General features: G+C 73.4%; 9 protein-coding genes and 1 pseudogene. 5 read left to right on the forward strand and 5 right to left on the reverse strand.

What is annotated here, in order from left to right; genetic code table 11:
- Positions 1-4: 4 nt before the first annotated feature.
- The 5 genes and pseudogenes from ACFWEE_RS06655 to ACFWEE_RS06675 all read right to left on the reverse strand — a co-directional run.
- A pseudogene (locus ACFWEE_RS06655) lies at positions 5-1,066 on the reverse strand (branched-chain amino acid ABC transporter permease); the annotation flags it as partial.
- Entirely contained in the window at positions 1,063-1,950 is an 888-nt protein-coding gene (locus tag ACFWEE_RS06660; RefSeq protein WP_386886962.1) for a branched-chain amino acid ABC transporter permease, read from the reverse strand. The gene ACFWEE_RS06660 and the pseudogene ACFWEE_RS06655, both read right to left, overlap by 4 nt.
- Positions 1,950-2,762, reverse strand: a complete 813-nt coding sequence (locus tag ACFWEE_RS06665; protein ID WP_386886964.1) for an ABC transporter ATP-binding protein — start codon at positions 2,760-2,762, stop codon at positions 1,950-1,952. The genes ACFWEE_RS06660 and ACFWEE_RS06665 overlap by 1 nt, the downstream gene beginning before the upstream one ends.
- A complete protein-coding gene (locus ACFWEE_RS06670; protein ID WP_386886966.1) occupies positions 2,759-3,553 on the reverse strand; it encodes an ABC transporter ATP-binding protein in 795 nt (264 codons plus the stop codon). The genes ACFWEE_RS06665 and ACFWEE_RS06670 overlap by 4 nt, the downstream gene beginning before the upstream one ends.
- A gap of 3 nt (positions 3,554-3,556) precedes the next feature.
- Positions 3,557-4,786 (reverse strand): substrate-binding domain-containing protein, encoded by a 1,230-nt coding sequence (locus ACFWEE_RS06675; protein ID WP_386886968.1) that lies wholly within the window; start codon positions 4,784-4,786, stop codon positions 3,557-3,559.
- Positions 4,787-5,211: 425 nt separating this feature from the next.
- On the opposite strand from ACFWEE_RS06675, the gene ACFWEE_RS06680 reads away from it, so the two are divergent.
- The 5 genes from ACFWEE_RS06680 (at position 5,212) to ACFWEE_RS06700 (ending at position 15,283) form a co-directional block, all read left to right on the forward strand.
- Positions 5,212-6,051: a CoA transferase subunit A gene (locus ACFWEE_RS06680; RefSeq protein ID WP_386887021.1), complete on the forward strand. Its 840-nt coding sequence runs from the start codon at positions 5,212-5,214 to the stop codon at positions 6,049-6,051.
- A gap of 2 nt (positions 6,052-6,053) precedes the next feature.
- A complete protein-coding gene (locus ACFWEE_RS06685; RefSeq protein ID WP_386886969.1) occupies positions 6,054-6,737 on the forward strand; it encodes a CoA transferase subunit B in 684 nt (227 codons plus the stop codon).
- Positions 6,738-7,002: 265 nt separating this feature from the next.
- The gene (locus ACFWEE_RS06690) at positions 7,003-8,961 is read left to right on the forward strand and encodes an ABC transporter transmembrane domain-containing protein (protein WP_386886971.1); all 1,959 of its coding nucleotides are present in this window, start codon (positions 7,003-7,005) and stop codon (positions 8,959-8,961) included.
- The gene (locus ACFWEE_RS06695) at positions 8,958-10,739 is read left to right on the forward strand and encodes an ABC transporter ATP-binding protein (protein WP_386886972.1); all 1,782 of its coding nucleotides are present in this window, start codon (positions 8,958-8,960) and stop codon (positions 10,737-10,739) included. Before ACFWEE_RS06690 ends, ACFWEE_RS06695 begins: the two co-directional genes overlap by 4 nt.
- 242 nt (positions 10,740-10,981) lie before the next feature.
- Positions 10,982-15,283: a molybdopterin-dependent oxidoreductase gene (locus tag ACFWEE_RS06700; RefSeq protein WP_386886974.1), complete on the forward strand. Its 4,302-nt coding sequence runs from the start codon at positions 10,982-10,984 to the stop codon at positions 15,281-15,283.
- The last annotated feature ends 140 nt before the right edge of the window (positions 15,284-15,423 follow it).

The following is a 15,423-nucleotide window of genomic DNA, read 5'->3' on the forward strand; positions in this document are numbered from 1 at the left end:
CGCCGCGTCGGGCGGTGCGTGCGGCGCGGACCCGGCCGGGCAGTGCGGCGAGGCCGCCGGGCAGGACGTTGACGACGATCACGAAGAGGACGCCGAGCAGGAACAGCGGCTGGCTGAGCGGCACCCGCAGGACGGCGGGCAGATCGGCGACGGCGGCGGAGTTCGCCACGTCGCCGAGGCGGTGGTCGGCCCAGGTGTAGAGGATGCCGCCGAGCATCGGGCCCCAGCGGGTGCCGGAGCCGCCGAGGACGACCATGACCAGCAGCGACAGGGTGAATTCGGAGCTGGTGGTGTGCGGGGTCGAGCCGCCGGTCAGGAGCAGGTGCACGATGCCGCCGAGTGCGGCCAGGCCGCCCGCCACGGTGAAGGCGACCAGCTTGAATCCGTACGGGCGCAGGCCCAGCACCTCGACCCGGCGTTCGTTCTCCTTGATGCCCTCCCAGACCCGGCCCGTCGGGGAGTGGGTGGTCCAGTGCACGACGACGAGGGTGAGGCCGAGGAAGGCGAGGGTGATCCAGTACAGGTTGGCGGTGTTCTGGATTCCGACGAGTGGGGCGGGCAGGGCGTCGGCGGCGACCGCGCGGCCCTCCTCGCCGCCCGTGAGGCCGCCCGGGTCGCGGGAGACCACGATCGAGCCGGCCTGGGCGAACGCGAGCGTCACCATCGAGAAGCCGATGCCGGTGACCCGCAGGCTGACCGAGCCCAGCAGCACGGAGAGGACGAGGCCGAAGACCAGGCCGAGCACCACGGAGAGCCCGAAGGAGAGTCCGGCCTCCTGCATCATCGTGTTGGTGGCGTAGCTCCCTGCCGCGAAGTACAGCGCGTGGCCGAAGGAGAGCAGTCCGGTGCGGCCGAGCAGCAGGTCGTAGCCGGTGGCGAGGGCGCCGAACAGGAGGCAGAGTGCGATGAGTTGGAGGCTTCCCGCGCTGCCGACCGGCCCGTCGAGCAGCCCGGGGACGTCGACGGTGCCGTAGGGCAGGAGGAAGAGCAGGACGAAGAGTCCGGCGGGCCACCAGCGCAGCAGGCGGCGGGCCGGGGCGCTTTCCGTGGCGGTGACGGTGCTCATGCGAGCCTCCCGGTGAGACCGCGCGGGCGCACCAGCAGCAGGGCGGCGAGCAGCACGACGACCGCGAGGTCGCCGAGGCCGGCGGTGGTGTAGTAGTTGGCGAACTGCTGGATGAGTCCGATGGCGACGGACGCGACGGCCGCGCCGGACACGGAGCCCATGCCGCCGGTGACGACGACCACGAAGGCGAAGATCAGCAGCGAGGTGCCCTGGCGGGGGTCGACGGAACCGAAGTAGAGGCCGCCCAGCGCGCCGCCGAGCGCGGCGGCGGCCCCGCCGATGGCGAAGACGAGGGTGAACGCCTTGCGGACGTCGATACCGAGCGCCGTGACCATCGCCCGGTCCTCGACGCCCGCGCGGACCACCAGCCCGTGCCGGGTGCGGTCGAGGAAGAGTTTGAGGCCCGCCCAGACGAGTACGGCGGCGGCGATCAGGAGCAGCCGGTTGGCGGGGACGTTCGCGCCGAGCACGCCGATGGTGTCCTTGAGCGCGTCGGGTCCGGGGAAGGTCAGCGGGTCGGTGCCCCAGATGCCGGAGAGCAGGGCGGGCACGGCCAGCGAGACGCCGACCGTGGCGAGGACCTGTTCGCGCGGGCGGGTGTAGAGGGGCCGTACGACGACGAGTTCGAGCACGATCGCCGCGAGGGTTCCGACGAGGACACCGAACACGACGGCCCATACGAAGCCGAATCCGCCGGGACCGGCGCCGGGGAGGTTGCCGGAGGCGGCCCACCAGGTCGCGTAGGCGCCGATCGACAGCAGCGCGCCATGGGCGAAGTTCAGCACGTCCATCAGGCCGAAGATCAGCGAGAGCCCGGAGGCGACGAGGAAGTAGAGCGCGCCCAGGCCGAGGCCGGTCAGGGTGAGCAGGACGACGGTGTCCATCAGGCGTCGGCCTCCGAACGGTCGGGCCGCACCGGCGCGGACGCGGCGGCCCCGGCGGATGCGGCGGTCGGGGTGGCGGGCGTGGGCGCGCGGCCGACGCCCAGCAGGCGGCGGGTGGCCTCCGGGTCGCCGAGCAGTCCGGCGGCGGGTCCCTGGTGGGCGGTACGGCCGTCCGCGAGCACCGTGCAGTGCGCGGCGAGCCGGCGGACCATGGCGAGATTCTGCTCGACGAGCAGCACGGGGACGGCTTCGGCGGCGCGCTCCAGGACCTCGGTGACCTCGGTGACGACCTTCGGCGCGAGGCCCTTGGTCGGCTCGTCGGCGATGATCAGCCGGTTGCTGTTGAGCAGGGTGCGGCCGATGGCCACCATCTGCTGCTGGCCCCCGGAGAGCGTGCCGGCCAACTGCTTCGACCGAAGCAGGAGTTCGGGGAAGAGTTCGTGGACGAGCGGGTAGTCCGGTTCGCCGCCCGGACGTTCGGCCAGCCGGAGGTTCTCCGCGACGGTCAGCCCGGCGAACACCCCCCGGTCCTCGGGGGCGTAGCCGATGCCGCGGCGCACCAGGGTGTGCGTCGGCAGGCCCACGGTCTCGTCCCCGTCCAGCAGCACGCTGCCGGTGCGCGGCACCAGGCCGAGCACGGCGCGCACGGTGGTGGTCTTGCCCGCGCCGTTGCGGCCGAGCAGGGCGGTGACGCCCCGGTCCGCGACGTCGAGGTCGACGCCGTGCAGGATGTGCCGGCCGCCGATCAGCACCCGCAGGCCGCGCACGGAGAGCAGCGGTCCACTGCCCGGGGCGGGTCGGGCCGCGCTCACAGGGCCGCGCCCAGGTAGGCCTGCTGCACGGTGGCGTCGGCGGTCACGGCTTCGGGGGTGTCCAGCGCGAGGAGGCTGCCGTGGTGCATCACGGCGAGCCGGTCGGCCAGGCCCAGCAGGACGTCCATGTGGTGCTCCACCATGAGTACGGTGCGGCCCTCGTCCCGGTGCAGGCCGCGGATCAGCTCGGTCAGGGCGGGGACCTCTTCGGCGCTGACGCCCGCCATCGGTTCGTCGAGGAGCATCAGCCGGGGCTCACCGACCAGCAGGACAGCGAGCTCCAGCTTCCGCTTCTCCCCGTGCGAGAGGGAGCCGGCGAGGACGTCCGCCCGGTGTTCCAGACCGGTCCGGGCCAGCACCCCGTCGACCTGCGCCCGGTAGCGGGAGGCCCGCCGCCAGAGGTGGTACGAGCCTCCGGCCGCGGCCTGGGCGGCGAGCCGGACGTGCTCGGCGACGCTCATCGCGGGCCACAGGCTCGATGTCTGGAAGGTGCGGCCGAGTCCGCGCCGTGCCCGGGCGTGCGGGGCCTCGGCCGTGATGTCGGTCCCGTCGAGCAGGACACGGCCGGCGGTCGCCGGGACGAGGCCGCTGACGAGGTTGAACAGCGAGGTCTTCCCCGCCCCGTTGGGGCCGATGAAGGCGAGGAACTCGCCCTCGCGGACGTCGAGGGAGACGTCCTGGAGGATGGTCGCGCCGCCGACGGTCCAGCCGACGGACTCCAGGCAGAGGACGGGGGCACCGGTCGCGGTCCCGTCCGGCCCCCGCCCGGCGCTCAGGGGTGCTGCGGTCATGGATCAGCCCGCCAGCGGCTTGACGGGGGGAACCACGTCGCCCATCGGGAGCTTCTTGATCAGCTCGGGAACCGCGGTCGCGCCGCTGCCCTTGAGCTTGGCCTGGAACATCGGCTGGAGCAGGGCGTGGTCCTCGGCGCGGATCCGCTGCTCGCCCTTGACGCCTTCGAACGTCCACCCCTCCAGGGCCTTCACCATGGCGTCCACGTCGTCGCCGCCCTCCTCGACGGCGCGCACGATCATCTGCGCGGCGCTGAATCCGTCGGGGGTGAACAGGTCGGGGGTGCCGCCGGCCTTCTCGACCGAGGCGGTCATGGCCTTCTCGGCCTCGGTGCCCGCCGCTCCGGCGAAGTAGTGCGCGAGGAAGGTGATCTTCTCGCCGCCGGTGCCGAAGACGGGGTACGAGGCGGTGCCCGCGAGACCGGTGGTGACGGTGGAGGAGGCGAGGACGCCCTGCTGGTCGAGCGCGGTCCACAGGGCGGGTGCGGTCGCGCCCGCCCAGGCGACGAAGACCAGGTCGGGCCCGGCGGACTCGACCTGCCGGGCGAAGGGGGTCAGGTCGGTGGCGCTCGGAGGCGCGAGCACCGACGACACCTGGGCGCCCTCGCCGCCGAGGACGGCCTTGACGGCGGCGACGTTGGCCTGGCCGAAGGTGGAGTCCTGTGCGAGGACGGTGACCTTCTTGCCCTTGGCGTCGCCGAGCATCGCCGCCGCGGTCAGGGTGTCCTGGTACGACTGGCGACCCGACCGGAAGGTGTACGTGTTGATGCCGGTGACGGCGTCGGTGGCGGCGGGGCCGTCGATGAACAGCACCTTGTTCTGGGCTGCCAGCGGGGCCATCTGGAGGGCGATGCCGGAGTCGGTGGAGCCGGCGATGATCTTCGTGCCCTTGCCAATGAGGTCCTTGGCCGCGGCGACCGCCTTGGAGGCGTCGCCCGCGTCGTCGCGTTCGGTCACCTCGATGGTGCGGCCCCCGGCCTTGCCGGTGCCCTTGGTGGCGTACTCCAGTCCGGCTCTGAAGCCCTCGATGTACTGCTTGCCGTAGGCGGCGAGCGGACCGGTCTTGGAGTAGACGAGGCCGACGCCGACGGTCTTGGAGCCGCCGGAGTCCGACGTGCCGGAGCCGGCCGTTCCCGCCCGGGCGCAGCCCGAGGCGAGGAGGGCGGACACCGCGAGGACGGCGACCGCGGTGAGGGTTCGGGTGCGGCGGGGGCGGGCTGGGGTGGCAGGCATGGGACCGGCTCCTGGGGAAGTGGGGCCGCACCGGTCCGGTCCCGGTCGTGCTCCCTCCTGCGGGGCACTCCGGCGGGGCACTTCTGCGCGGACGGCGGTGGCGGCGCGGTTTTCTGACGGTTGGGACGGTAAAAGTTGCCCACCGGCGCCGACATGGTGCCGTGCACCGCACCTGTGGCCCCACTCATGTGGCCGGCCCACATGGCGGCTCCGTCCCGGAGACGGCGATCGTGAACGGCGGGTGGCCCCGGGCACGGCGTTCCCCGCCGCCCGGCTCCCGCCCGGTGTCCGGCGCCCCGGCCGGACCGACCGGGCCGACGGTCCGCCGCGTGGCCGTCCCCCGCTCACGTGCAGCGCGCCGGCGCCGACGCCGCACCGGACCCCTCTCCCCCTCTCCCTCCCTCATGGAAAGCAGGCACAAGGACATGGACAAGGTGGTGGACTCCGCCGAGCAGGCGGTGGCCGGCATTCCCGACGGCGCGTCGCTCGCCGTCGGCGGCTTCGGCGTGTGCGGCATCCCCTCCGCGCTGATCGCCGCGCTCGTGCGGGCCGGGACCGGCGGCCTGCGGGTCGTCTCCAACAACTGCGGGCTCGACGACTGGGGCCTCGGCCTCCTGCTGCGGGCGGGCCGCATCGTGCGGATGACCTCGTCGTACGTCGGGGAGAACAAGGAGTTCGCCCGCCAGTACCTGTCCGGGGAGCTGGAGGTGGAGCTCACCCCGCAGGGCACCCTCGCGGAGCGGCTGCGCGCGGGCGGGGCGGGCATCCCCGCGTTCTTCACCCCGGCCGGCGTCGGCACGCAGGTGGAGGAGGGCGGCCTGCCCTGGCGGTACGCGGCCGACGGCACGGTCGCGGTGGCCTCGCCGCCCAAGGAGGTGAGGGAGTTCGGCGGCGGGCGCTACCTGCTGGAGGAGGCGATCACCGCCGATGTCTCCCTGGTGCGCGCCGCGGTGGCCGACCGCCACGGCAACTGCGTCTTCCACGCTGCCGCCGCGAACTTCAACCCGCTCGTCGCCATGGCCGGCCGGGTCACCCTGGTCGAGGCCGAACGCATCGTGGAGGCGGGCGAGCTGGATCCCGGTGCGGTGCACCTGCCGGGCGTCTTCGTGGACCAGGTGGTCGCCGCCGATCCGGAGGACCGCCGCGTCGAACGCCGTACGGTCCGCGTCCCCGCCGAGGCCGCCGCACCCGTCGCCCCACAGTCTTCCGCCGTCACCGGCCCGACCATCACGAAGTCCGCCACCCCGGCGGGGACGGAGAACTGACGATGCCTCTCGACCGCGACCAGCTCGCCGCCCGCGCGGCCCGCGAACTCCCCGACGGGAGTTACGTGAACCTGGGCATCGGCCTGCCCACCCTGATACCCGGCCACCTCCCGGACGGCGTGCACGTGGTGCTGCACTCCGAGAACGGAATCCTCGGTGTGGGGCCGTACCCGGTCGCCGGGGACGAGGATCCGGATCTGATCAACGCGGGCAAGGAGACGGTGACCGTGCTGCCGGGCGCCGCCTACTTCGACTCGGCGCTCTCCTTCGGCATGATCCGCGCGGGCCGCATCGACGTCTCCGTGCTGGGCGGCATGCAGGTCTCCGCCCGGGGCGACCTGGCCAACTGGACGGTCCCCGGCAGGATGGTGAAGGGCATGGGCGGGGCGATGGACCTCGTGCACGGGGCCCGGCGCGTCCTGGTGGTGATGGAGCACACCGCGAAGGACGGCAGCCCGAAGATCGTCGAAGAGCTCACCCTGCCCGCCACCGGCCGCCGCGTGGTCCACCGGATCATCACCGATCTGGCCGTCGTCGACGTGACCGGGGAGGGGCTGGTCCTCGTGGAGTGCGCCGAGGGCGTGACCGAGGAGGAGGTCCGCGCCGCGACGGGGGCGCGGCTCCTCGTACGACCGGCCGTCGGACAACCCGCCTCCACGGCTGCCGGCCAGGCATACACCGCCTGAGGCCGCCGGGTCGCCCGGTCCGTTCGGGCCGTGCCGGGCACGCGAGCCCGGCACGGCCCGGCCGGGAGGCCCACGGGCCTGTGGCGCTTCGGCTATCAGGCGAAAAGGAACCGATCCACGGAAAATCATTTGCCCGGAGCGGCAGGAAAGGCAAGCCTTGCTGTTTGCCCCTCACCCCTTCGGTCAGGGCTGCCCCGCTCTTGCCGGCGGGGCGGCCGGTGGCCCGTCGCCGGTGGACTCCGTCCTTTTCGATTCTTGGAACCTCATGCAGATTCGTGATCTTCCGTACCGGGACCCCGGCGATCCCGATGTCCGGTCCGGCCCGCGCTTCCTCCTCTGGATCGGCCGCAACCAGCTCAAGGGGCAGCTCAAGGCGCTCTCCTGGGGGCTGTTCCACCAACTGGCCCTCGCCGGGCTGCCCCTGGCGACCGGACTCGCGGTCCAGGCCGTCATCGACCGTTCCGGCGACCGGCTCGTGCTCTCCGGGGGCATGATCCTGCTCCTCGGTGTCGGCATCGCGCTCGGCGACACCATGCTCCACCGCACCGCCGTCACCAACTGGATCACCGCCGCCGCCCGGGTGCAGCAGCTCCTCGCCCGGCGGACCGCCGAGCTGGGCTCGGCCCTGACGCGGCGGGTGGCGGCGGGCGAGGTGGTCTCCGTGTCGACCGCCGACGTCGAGAAGATCGGGTGGTTCGTCGAGGCGCTCTCCCGGTTCGCCGCCGCGGCGGCGGCCCTCGTGCTGATCTGCGTCGGGCTGGTGGTGTACCTGCCGTCGCTGGGCGTCCTGGTGGCGCTCTCCGTGCCCGTACTCGCCCTGTCGGTACTGCCGTTGCTGCCCCGGGCGACCAAACGGGCCGATCTCCAGCGGGAGAAGGCGGGCAAGGCCACCGAGCTGGCCTCGGACACCGTCGCCGGGCTGCGGGTACTGCGCGGCATCGGCGGCGAGGACCTGTTCCTCGACCGCTACCGCCGCGCCTCCCAGGAGGTCCGCCGCGCGGCCGTGCACAACGCCCGCATGTGGTCGCTGATCTCGGCGGTCCAGGTGCTGCTGCCCGGCGTGCTGCTGATCGCACTGGTCGGGTACGGGGCCGGGCTCGCCCGGGACGGCGAGATCCGGGTGGGGCAGCTGGTCACCGTGTTCAACTCGGCGGTGCTGCTGCTGTACCCGATGCGCCAGTTCACCGAGATCGCCATGGCCTACTCCTTCTCCCGACCCTCCGCGCGACGCGCGGTCCGGGTGCTGGCGTTGCGCCGGGACACCCGTACCCCCGTCCCGGAGACCGGCAAGACGGCGGCCGGGACGGCGACGGCCGCCGAGACGCTCCCCTTGGGAGATCTGTACGACCCGGTCACCGGGCTGCTGGCCCCCGAGGGCCTCCTCACCGCGGTGGTCTGCGGCGACCCCGACGAGGCCGGACGGCTGGCCGAACGTCTCGGCGGCCACGCCCCGACCGACGCGGCGCCGGACGAGAAGCCGGACGGGAAGCCGGGCAGCGCGCCGGAGGGGAACGCGCCGCCACCGGCCCCGCCGTCCGTCCTGCTGGGCGGTGTCGCGCTGGACGAACTGCCGCTGGAGCGGGCGCGTACGGCCGTCCTGGTCCAGGACAAGGAACCGGTGCTGCTCTCCGGCACCTTGCGGGAGTTGCTCGACGTGCCCGCGTCGGGGGCGGTGAGCGCCGAGGACGCGCTGGCCGCGGCCCAGTGCGCCGACGTCCTGGCCGCGCTCGCCCAGGCGTCCGTCGACGCGGACGGCGACCCGATGGGGACCCACATCACCGAGCGCGGCCGGTCGCTCTCCGGCGGACAGCGGCAGCGGCTCGCACTGGCCCGTTCGCTGGTCGCCGACCCCGATGTGCTCGTCCTCGACGAGCCGACCTCGGCCGTGGACTCGCACACGGAGTCCCGCGTCGGCGCCGGGGTCAAGGAACTGCGCCGGGGCCGGACGACCGTGACGTTCTCCTCGTCGCCCCTGCTGCTGGACCTCGCCGACCGGGTCGTGCTGGTTCACGGCGGGACGGTCGTCGCGGCCGGGGACCACCGCGAACTCCTGCTCACCGAACCGCTCTACCGCTCCGTCGTCACCCGGGAGACCGAGGAGGAGACGGCGGCGGGCGTTCCGACCGGGCCCGCGCACGAGTCCGCGTACGGGTCCGGGACGGACATGGCCGTCGACGAGCTGAACAGCCTCCGGGAAGCCGGAGAGATCGAGGAGAGGGCATGATCGGCCTCGCACCACCGGCGTACGACCCCGCCGCACCGACGACGTCCACCACCCTGCCGGTGGGTTCGGCCGCGACCGTGCGCGCCTACGTCCGGGACCTGTTGCGGCGTCACCGCAAGGCGTTCGCCGTGCTCGTCGCCGCCAACGCGGTCGCCGTGATCGCCTCCGTCGTCGGGCCGTACCTGCTCGGCGGGCTGGTGGAGGACCTCGCGGACGGGGTCCCCGACCTGCACCTGGAACGCACGGTGGCGGTCTTCGTGGTCGCCCTGGTGGTCCAGACGTTCTTCACCTGGACGATGGGGCTGCGCAGCGCGATGCTCGGCGAGGAGATGCTCGCCGACCTGCGCGAGGACTTCCTCGTACGGGCGGTGGGCCTGCCCCCGGGCGTCCTGGAGCGGGCGGGCACCGGAGACCTGCTCTCCCGGATCACCACGGACATCGACCGGCTGGGCAACGCCATGCGCGAGGCCGTGCCGCAGCTCGCCATCGGCGTGGTCTGGTGCGGACTGCTGATCGGCGCGCTCACCGTGACGGCGCCGCCGCTGGCGCTCGCCGTCCTGGTGGCGCTGCCGCTGCTGCTCACCGGCTGCCGCTGGTACTTCAGGCGTGCGCCCTCCGCGTACCGCTCGGAGTCCGCCGGGTACGCGGCGGTGGCCGCGATGCTCGCGGAGACCGTGGACGCGGGGCGGACCGTGGAGGCCCACCGGCTCGGGGAGCGCCGGGTGGCCCTGTCGGAGCTGCGTGTCTCGCAGTGGACCCGGTGGGAGCGGTACACGCTGTTCCTGCGCTCGGTGCTGTTCCCGGTCATCAACCTCACGTACGTGACGGTCCTCGGCAGTGTGCTGATGCTGGGCGGCTGGTTCGTGCTGGAGGGGTGGCTCACCGTGGGGCAGCTGACGACGGGCGCGCTGCTGGCGCAGATGCTGGTCGATCCCCTGGGGCTGATCCTGCGCTGGTACGACGAGTTGCAGGTGGCCCAGGTGTCGCTGGCGCGCCTGGTGGGGGTGCGCGACATCGAGCCGGACGCCGGTGACGCGTCGGTCCGGCCCGAGGGCCGGGACGTCCGGGCCGAGGAGGTGCGCTTCGGCTACCGCTCCGGGGTGGACGTGCTGCACGAGGTGTCGCTGAACGTGGCCCCGGGCACCCGGCTCGCGCTGGTCGGCCCGTCGGGGGCGGGCAAGTCCACGCTGGGCCGTCTGCTGGCGGGCATCTACGCGCCGAGGACGGGTGAGCTGACGCTGGGCGGCGCGGAGTTGTCCCGGATGCCGGCGGAGCGGGTGCGCGAGCACGTCGCGCTCGTCAACCAGGAGCACCACGTCTTCGTCGGCTCGCTCCGCGACAATCTCCTGCTGGCGCGGAGCGGTGCCGGGGATGCCGAGCTGTGGGCGTCGCTGGCGGCGGTGGACGCGGACGGCTGGGCGAAGGCGCTGGCGGACGGCCTGGACACGGAGGTGGGTTCGGGCGGCCTGGCGCTGACACCGGCGCAGGCCCAGCAGATCGCGCTGGCGCGGCTGGTGCTGGCCGATCCGCACACCCTGGTGCTCGACGAGGCGACCTCGCTGCTGGACCCGCGTGCGGCCCGGCATCTGGAGCGCTCGCTGGCCCGGGTGCTGGAGGGCCGCACGGTGGTGGCCATCGCGCACCGGCTGCACACCGCGCACGACGCGGACGTGATCGCGGTCGTGGAGGAGGGCCGGATCAGCGAACTCGGCAGTCACGACGAGCTGGTCGCGGCGGGCGGCGCCTACGCGGCGCTGTGGCGGTCCTGGCACGGGTGAGCGTGGGCCCTGGCGGCCCCGGTCCGGCCCGTGGAGCGGCCGGACCGGGGCCCTCCGGGTACGCCGGGCCTCACACCTGCCGCCCCGGGCGTGTGCGCGGGGAGTAACCGCCCGAGCCTCCGGCGCGTCACCGTCCGGAAATTAGGCCTTCCTACGGTGCTGTTCTCGGGATCACCGCCTCAGGACAGCCCTTCGGCGTAGGGTCCCGCCCGGTAAGGCACGCACCGCGGGGTGGGGGTTCGGTGGCATCTGGCTCGGACGACGGCAGCGTCCGTACGGTCTGTTCGTACTGCGGCGTCGGCTGCGGGATCGTGCTCGACCTGGTACGGAACCCGGCCGACGGCCGCCGCAGGGTGGCCAAGGCGTACGGGGACAAGGCGCACCCCGCCAACGCGGGCCGGCTCTGCACCAAGGGGGCGACCAGCGCGGACATGATGGCGGCGCCCGGCCGGGTGGGCAGGGCGCTGGTACGGGCCGAGCGGGGTGCCGAGCCCGTCGAGACCGACGTGGACGAGGCCGTCGACGCGGTGGCGGGGCGGCTGCGGGCGATCCTGGACGAGCACGGCCCCGACGCGCTCTCCTTCTACGTCTCCGGGCAGATGTCCCTGGAGGCGCAGTACCTGGCGAACAAGTTGGCCAAGGGGTTCGTCCGCACCAGTCGGATCGAGTCAAATTCCCGGCTCTGCATGGCCTCCGCCGGAACCGGCTACAAACTGTCGCTCGGCGCCGACGGCCCGCCCGGCTCGTACCAGGACTTCGACCGCGCGGACGCGTTCTTCGTCATCGGCGCCAACATGGCCGACTGCCACCCCATTCTCTTCCTGCGCATGATGGACCGGGTGAAGGCGTCCGGCGCCAAGCTGATCGTCGTGGACCCGCGCCGCAACGCCACCGCCGACAAGGCCGACCTCTTCCTGCGGATCAGGCCCGGCACCGATCTCGCCCTGCTGAACGGCCTGTTGCACCTGCTGGTGGCGAACGGCCACACCGACGAGGAGTTCATCGCCGGGTTCACCGAGGGCTGGGAGGAGATGCCCGCCTTCCTCGCGGACTACCCGCCGGACAGGGTCGCCGAGATCACGGGCATCCCGGAGGAGGACATCCGGCTGGCCGCGCGGTGGATCGGTGAGGCCGGCGAGTGGATGAGCTGCTGGACCATGGGGCTGAACCAGTCGACCCACGGGACGTGGAACACCAACGCGCTGGTCAACCTGCACCTCGCCACCGGCGCGGTCTGCCGCCCCGGCTCCGGTCCCTTCTCGCTGACCGGGCAGCCCAACGCCATGGGCGGGCGCGAGATGGGGTACATGGGCCCCGGGCTGCCCGGCCAGCGGTCGGTGCTGGTCGACGCCGAGCGTGCCTTCACCGAGAGGCTGTGGCGGATCCCCGAGGGGTCGCTCCGCACGGAAGCCGGACACGGCACGGTGGAGATGTTCGAGCAGCTGGCCGCCGGTGAGATCAAGGCGTGCTGGATCATCTGCACCAACCCGGTCGCCTCGGTGGCCAACCGCAAGACCGTCATCGCCGGTCTGGAGGCCGCCGAACTCGTCATCACCCAGGACGTGTTCGCCGAGACCGAGACCAACGCCTACGCGGACGTGGTGCTGCCCGCGACGCTGTGGGCGGAGTCCGACGGGGTCATGGTCAACTCCGAGCGGAACCTCACGCTCGTCCAGGGTGTCGTCGACCCGCCCGGACAGGCGCTGCCCGACTGGGAGTTGATCGCCCGGGTGGCCCGCGCGATGGGTTTCGCCGAGGGGTTCGCGTACTCCTCGGCCGAGGAGGTGTTCGAGGAGCTCAAGCAGGCGTGGAACCCGGCGACGGGGTGGGACCTGCGCGGGGTGACGTACGAACGGCTGCGTGCCACCCCTGTCCAGTGGCCGGCTCCGGCCGTGGACGGGCCGGACCGCAACCCGGTGCGTTACCTCAACGACGGTGTCAGCCAGACCCTGTTGGTACGGGAGGACGGCAGCCGGCCCCGTCTGGCCTTCCCCACCGCGAGCGGACGCGCCCGCTTCTTCGCCCGCCCTCATCTGCCGGCGGCCGAACTCCCCGACGACGACTTCCCGTTCCTCCTGAACACGGGCCGGTTGCAGCACCAGTGGCACACGCTGACGAAGACCGGCAAGGTCGCCAAGCTGGCCAAGCTGAACCCCGGACCGTTCGTGGAGGTCCACCCCGAGGACGCGCGATCCCTCGGCGTCACGGGGGGCGACCGTCTGGAGGTCACCTCCCGTCGCGGGCGTGCCGTCCTGCCCGTGGTGGTCACCGACCGGGTCCGGCCGGGCACCGTGTTCGCGCCCTTCCACTGGAACGACCTGTTCGGTGAGTACCTCAGCGTCAACGCCGTCACCAACGACGCCGTCGATCCGCTCTCCTTCCAGCCCGAGTTCAAGGTCTGCGCCGTCACTCTCGCCCGGACGGCGTCCCCCGTCCCGGCGGGCCGCCCGAGCACCGAACCGGAGACCACACCCGTGACCACGCTCCCCGCACCGGTCGCCGCCGCGACCGCCCCGGCGCACTCCCCCGTCCAGGCGCTCGCCACCCTGCTCGGGCTGCCGGACCTCGTTCCGCCCCCGCTGGCCGAGCCGGAGCGCCGCTATCTCTCCGGTTACCTCTCCGGGCTCGCCGCCGCCCCGCCCGCAGGGGGCGTTCCCGTGCTGCCGCCGGACGCGCCCTTCGACAGCGGTCACGCCCTCTGGGTCGACGGCATCCTCGCCGGGATGTTCTCCCGCACCGCACCACCGTCCGGCACCGCACCGACCGGTACCGGCACACCGGCCGGCACCACGGCTCCGGCCGGCATACCGGACCCGGCGGGGGCTCCCGTCTCCGGCATCGCCGGACCGGCCCGACGTCTGGTGGTCCTGTGGGCCTCCCAGACCGGCAACGCCGAGGAGATCGCGCAGGGTGCCGCCGCGCGCCTGGCCCTGGCGGGCCGTACCGCAGAGCTCCTCCCCATGGCGGACGCGACCCCGGCGCACCTCACCGCCGGGACCGACGTCCTCCTGGTCACCAGCACCTTCGGCGACGGCGAAGCCCCGGACAACGGAGCCGGGTTCTGGCAGGACCTGGCCGTGGAGGAGGCGGGACGGCTGGCGGGGGTCCGGTACGCGGTCCTCGCCCTGGGCGACTCCTCCTACGACGACTTCTGCGGCCACGGCCGCCGGCTGGACGAGCGGTTCGCCGCTCTCGGGGCCACCCGCCTCGTCCCCCGCGCCGACTGCGAACCCGACTTCGGGGAGCGGGCCGAGCAGTGGCTCGGCCAGGTGCTCACCGCCCTGGCCGCGTCCACGTCGGCCGCGCCCGGCGCCGCGCGCCCCGTCACCTCCGCGCACCCCGTCGCCTCCACCACTCCGACGCCCGCACCCGCACCCGCACCCGCACCCGCACCCGCACCCGCACCCGCACCCGCACCCGCGGGCTACACCAGGACGTCCCCGTTCGCCACCCTGCTGGTCGGCAACAGGCTGCTGAGCCTGCCCGGTTCCGGCAAGGAGGTGCGCCAGTTCGCCTTCGACACCCGGGACGGGGAACTCGCCTACGACGCCGGGGACGCCCTCGGCGTCTGGCCCGCCAACAGCACGGGGCTGACCTCGGAATGGCTGGCCCTCACCGGACTCGCCCCCGACGAGCCGGTCGACCTCGGCGACGGCAGGCCGCTCGCGTTGGCGGAGGCGCTGCGCACCCGGCTGGACATATCCCGTGTCAGCACCGATCTGCTGAGGTTTTTGACCGAACGCACCGACAGCCACGAGCTGAAGCGGCTGCTGCGTCCCGACAACAAGGACGCGCTCGCCAAATGGAGTTGGGGCCGCCAGGCGGCCGACGTCGTCGCCGAGTTCCCGGTCCGCGCGTCGGCGGCGGACTGGGCCGGGGCGCTCAAGCGCCTCCAGCCCCGCCTGTACTCCATCTCCTCCAGCCCGCTGGCCCACCCCGGGGAGGTCCGCCTCACCGTCTCCGTGGTCCGCTGGGCCAACCGTCTCGGCCGCGACCGCAAGGGCGTCTGCTCCACCTATCTCGCCGACCACGCCGACGACGGGCCGGTCCAGGTGTTCGTGCAGCGCTCCCCGCACTTCCGCCCGCCCGCGGACCCGTCCACCCCCATGATCATGGTCGGCCCGGGCACCGGGGTGGCGCCCTTCATCGGCTTCCTGGAGGAACGGCAGGCGCGCGGCCACTCCGGCCCCAACTGGCTCTTCTTCGGCGAGCAGCGCCGGGCCACCGACTTCTACCACCGCCAGGACCTGGAGGCGTATCTGGAGTCCGGCCACCTCGACCGCCTGGACCTCGCCTTCTCCCGCGACCAGCGCAACAAGGTCTACGTCCAGGACCGGATGCGCGAGCACGGCTCCCGCCTGTGGCAGTGGCTCCGGGACGGTGCGCACTTCTACGTGTGCGGGGACGCCGGACGCATGGCCAAGGACGTCGACCGGGCGCTCCGGGACATCGTCGCCGCCCACGGTTCCATGGACCCCGACGAGGCCGCCGCCTGGGTCAGGCGCCTGGCGGCGGAGAAGCGGTACGTACGCGACGTGTACTGACGGCGGTGGGGCGTCCGCCGGGTGCCGCGGCCCGGTCGTTGGCCCGTTCGGGTAGCGCCCGGTTCCGGTGGCCCGTCGGGCCCGTGGGACGCGCATCCCGGGCCGGGAGGCGCGTTCAGGGGTCTGCGGTGAGGATGTGA

This window comes from Streptomyces sp. NPDC060184 (assembly GCF_042728795.1).
Classification (GTDB): Bacteria; Actinomycetota; Actinomycetes; order Streptomycetales; family Streptomycetaceae; genus Streptomyces.

Bases quoted from the DNA above. Each gene is read 5' to 3' on its own strand.
- ACFWEE_RS06670 (WP_386886966.1), bottom strand. From the start codon at position 3,553: ATGACCGCAGCACCCCTGAGCGCCGGGCGGGGGCCGGACGGGACCGCG.
- ACFWEE_RS06660 (WP_386886962.1), bottom strand. From the start codon at position 1,950: ATGGACACCGTCGTCCTGCTCACCCTGACCGGCCTCGGCCTGGGCGCG.
- ACFWEE_RS06690 (WP_386886971.1), top strand. From the start codon at position 7,003: ATGCAGATTCGTGATCTTCCGTACCGGGACCCCGGCGATCCCGATGTC.
- ACFWEE_RS06680 (WP_386887021.1), top strand. From the start codon at position 5,212: ATGGACAAGGTGGTGGACTCCGCCGAGCAGGCGGTGGCCGGCATTCCC.
- ACFWEE_RS06675 (WP_386886968.1), bottom strand. From the start codon at position 4,786: ATGCCTGCCACCCCAGCCCGCCCCCGCCGCACCCGAACCCTCACCGCG.
- ACFWEE_RS06685 (WP_386886969.1), top strand. From the start codon at position 6,054: ATGCCTCTCGACCGCGACCAGCTCGCCGCCCGCGCGGCCCGCGAACTC.
- ACFWEE_RS06695 (WP_386886972.1), top strand. From the start codon at position 8,958: ATGATCGGCCTCGCACCACCGGCGTACGACCCCGCCGCACCGACGACG.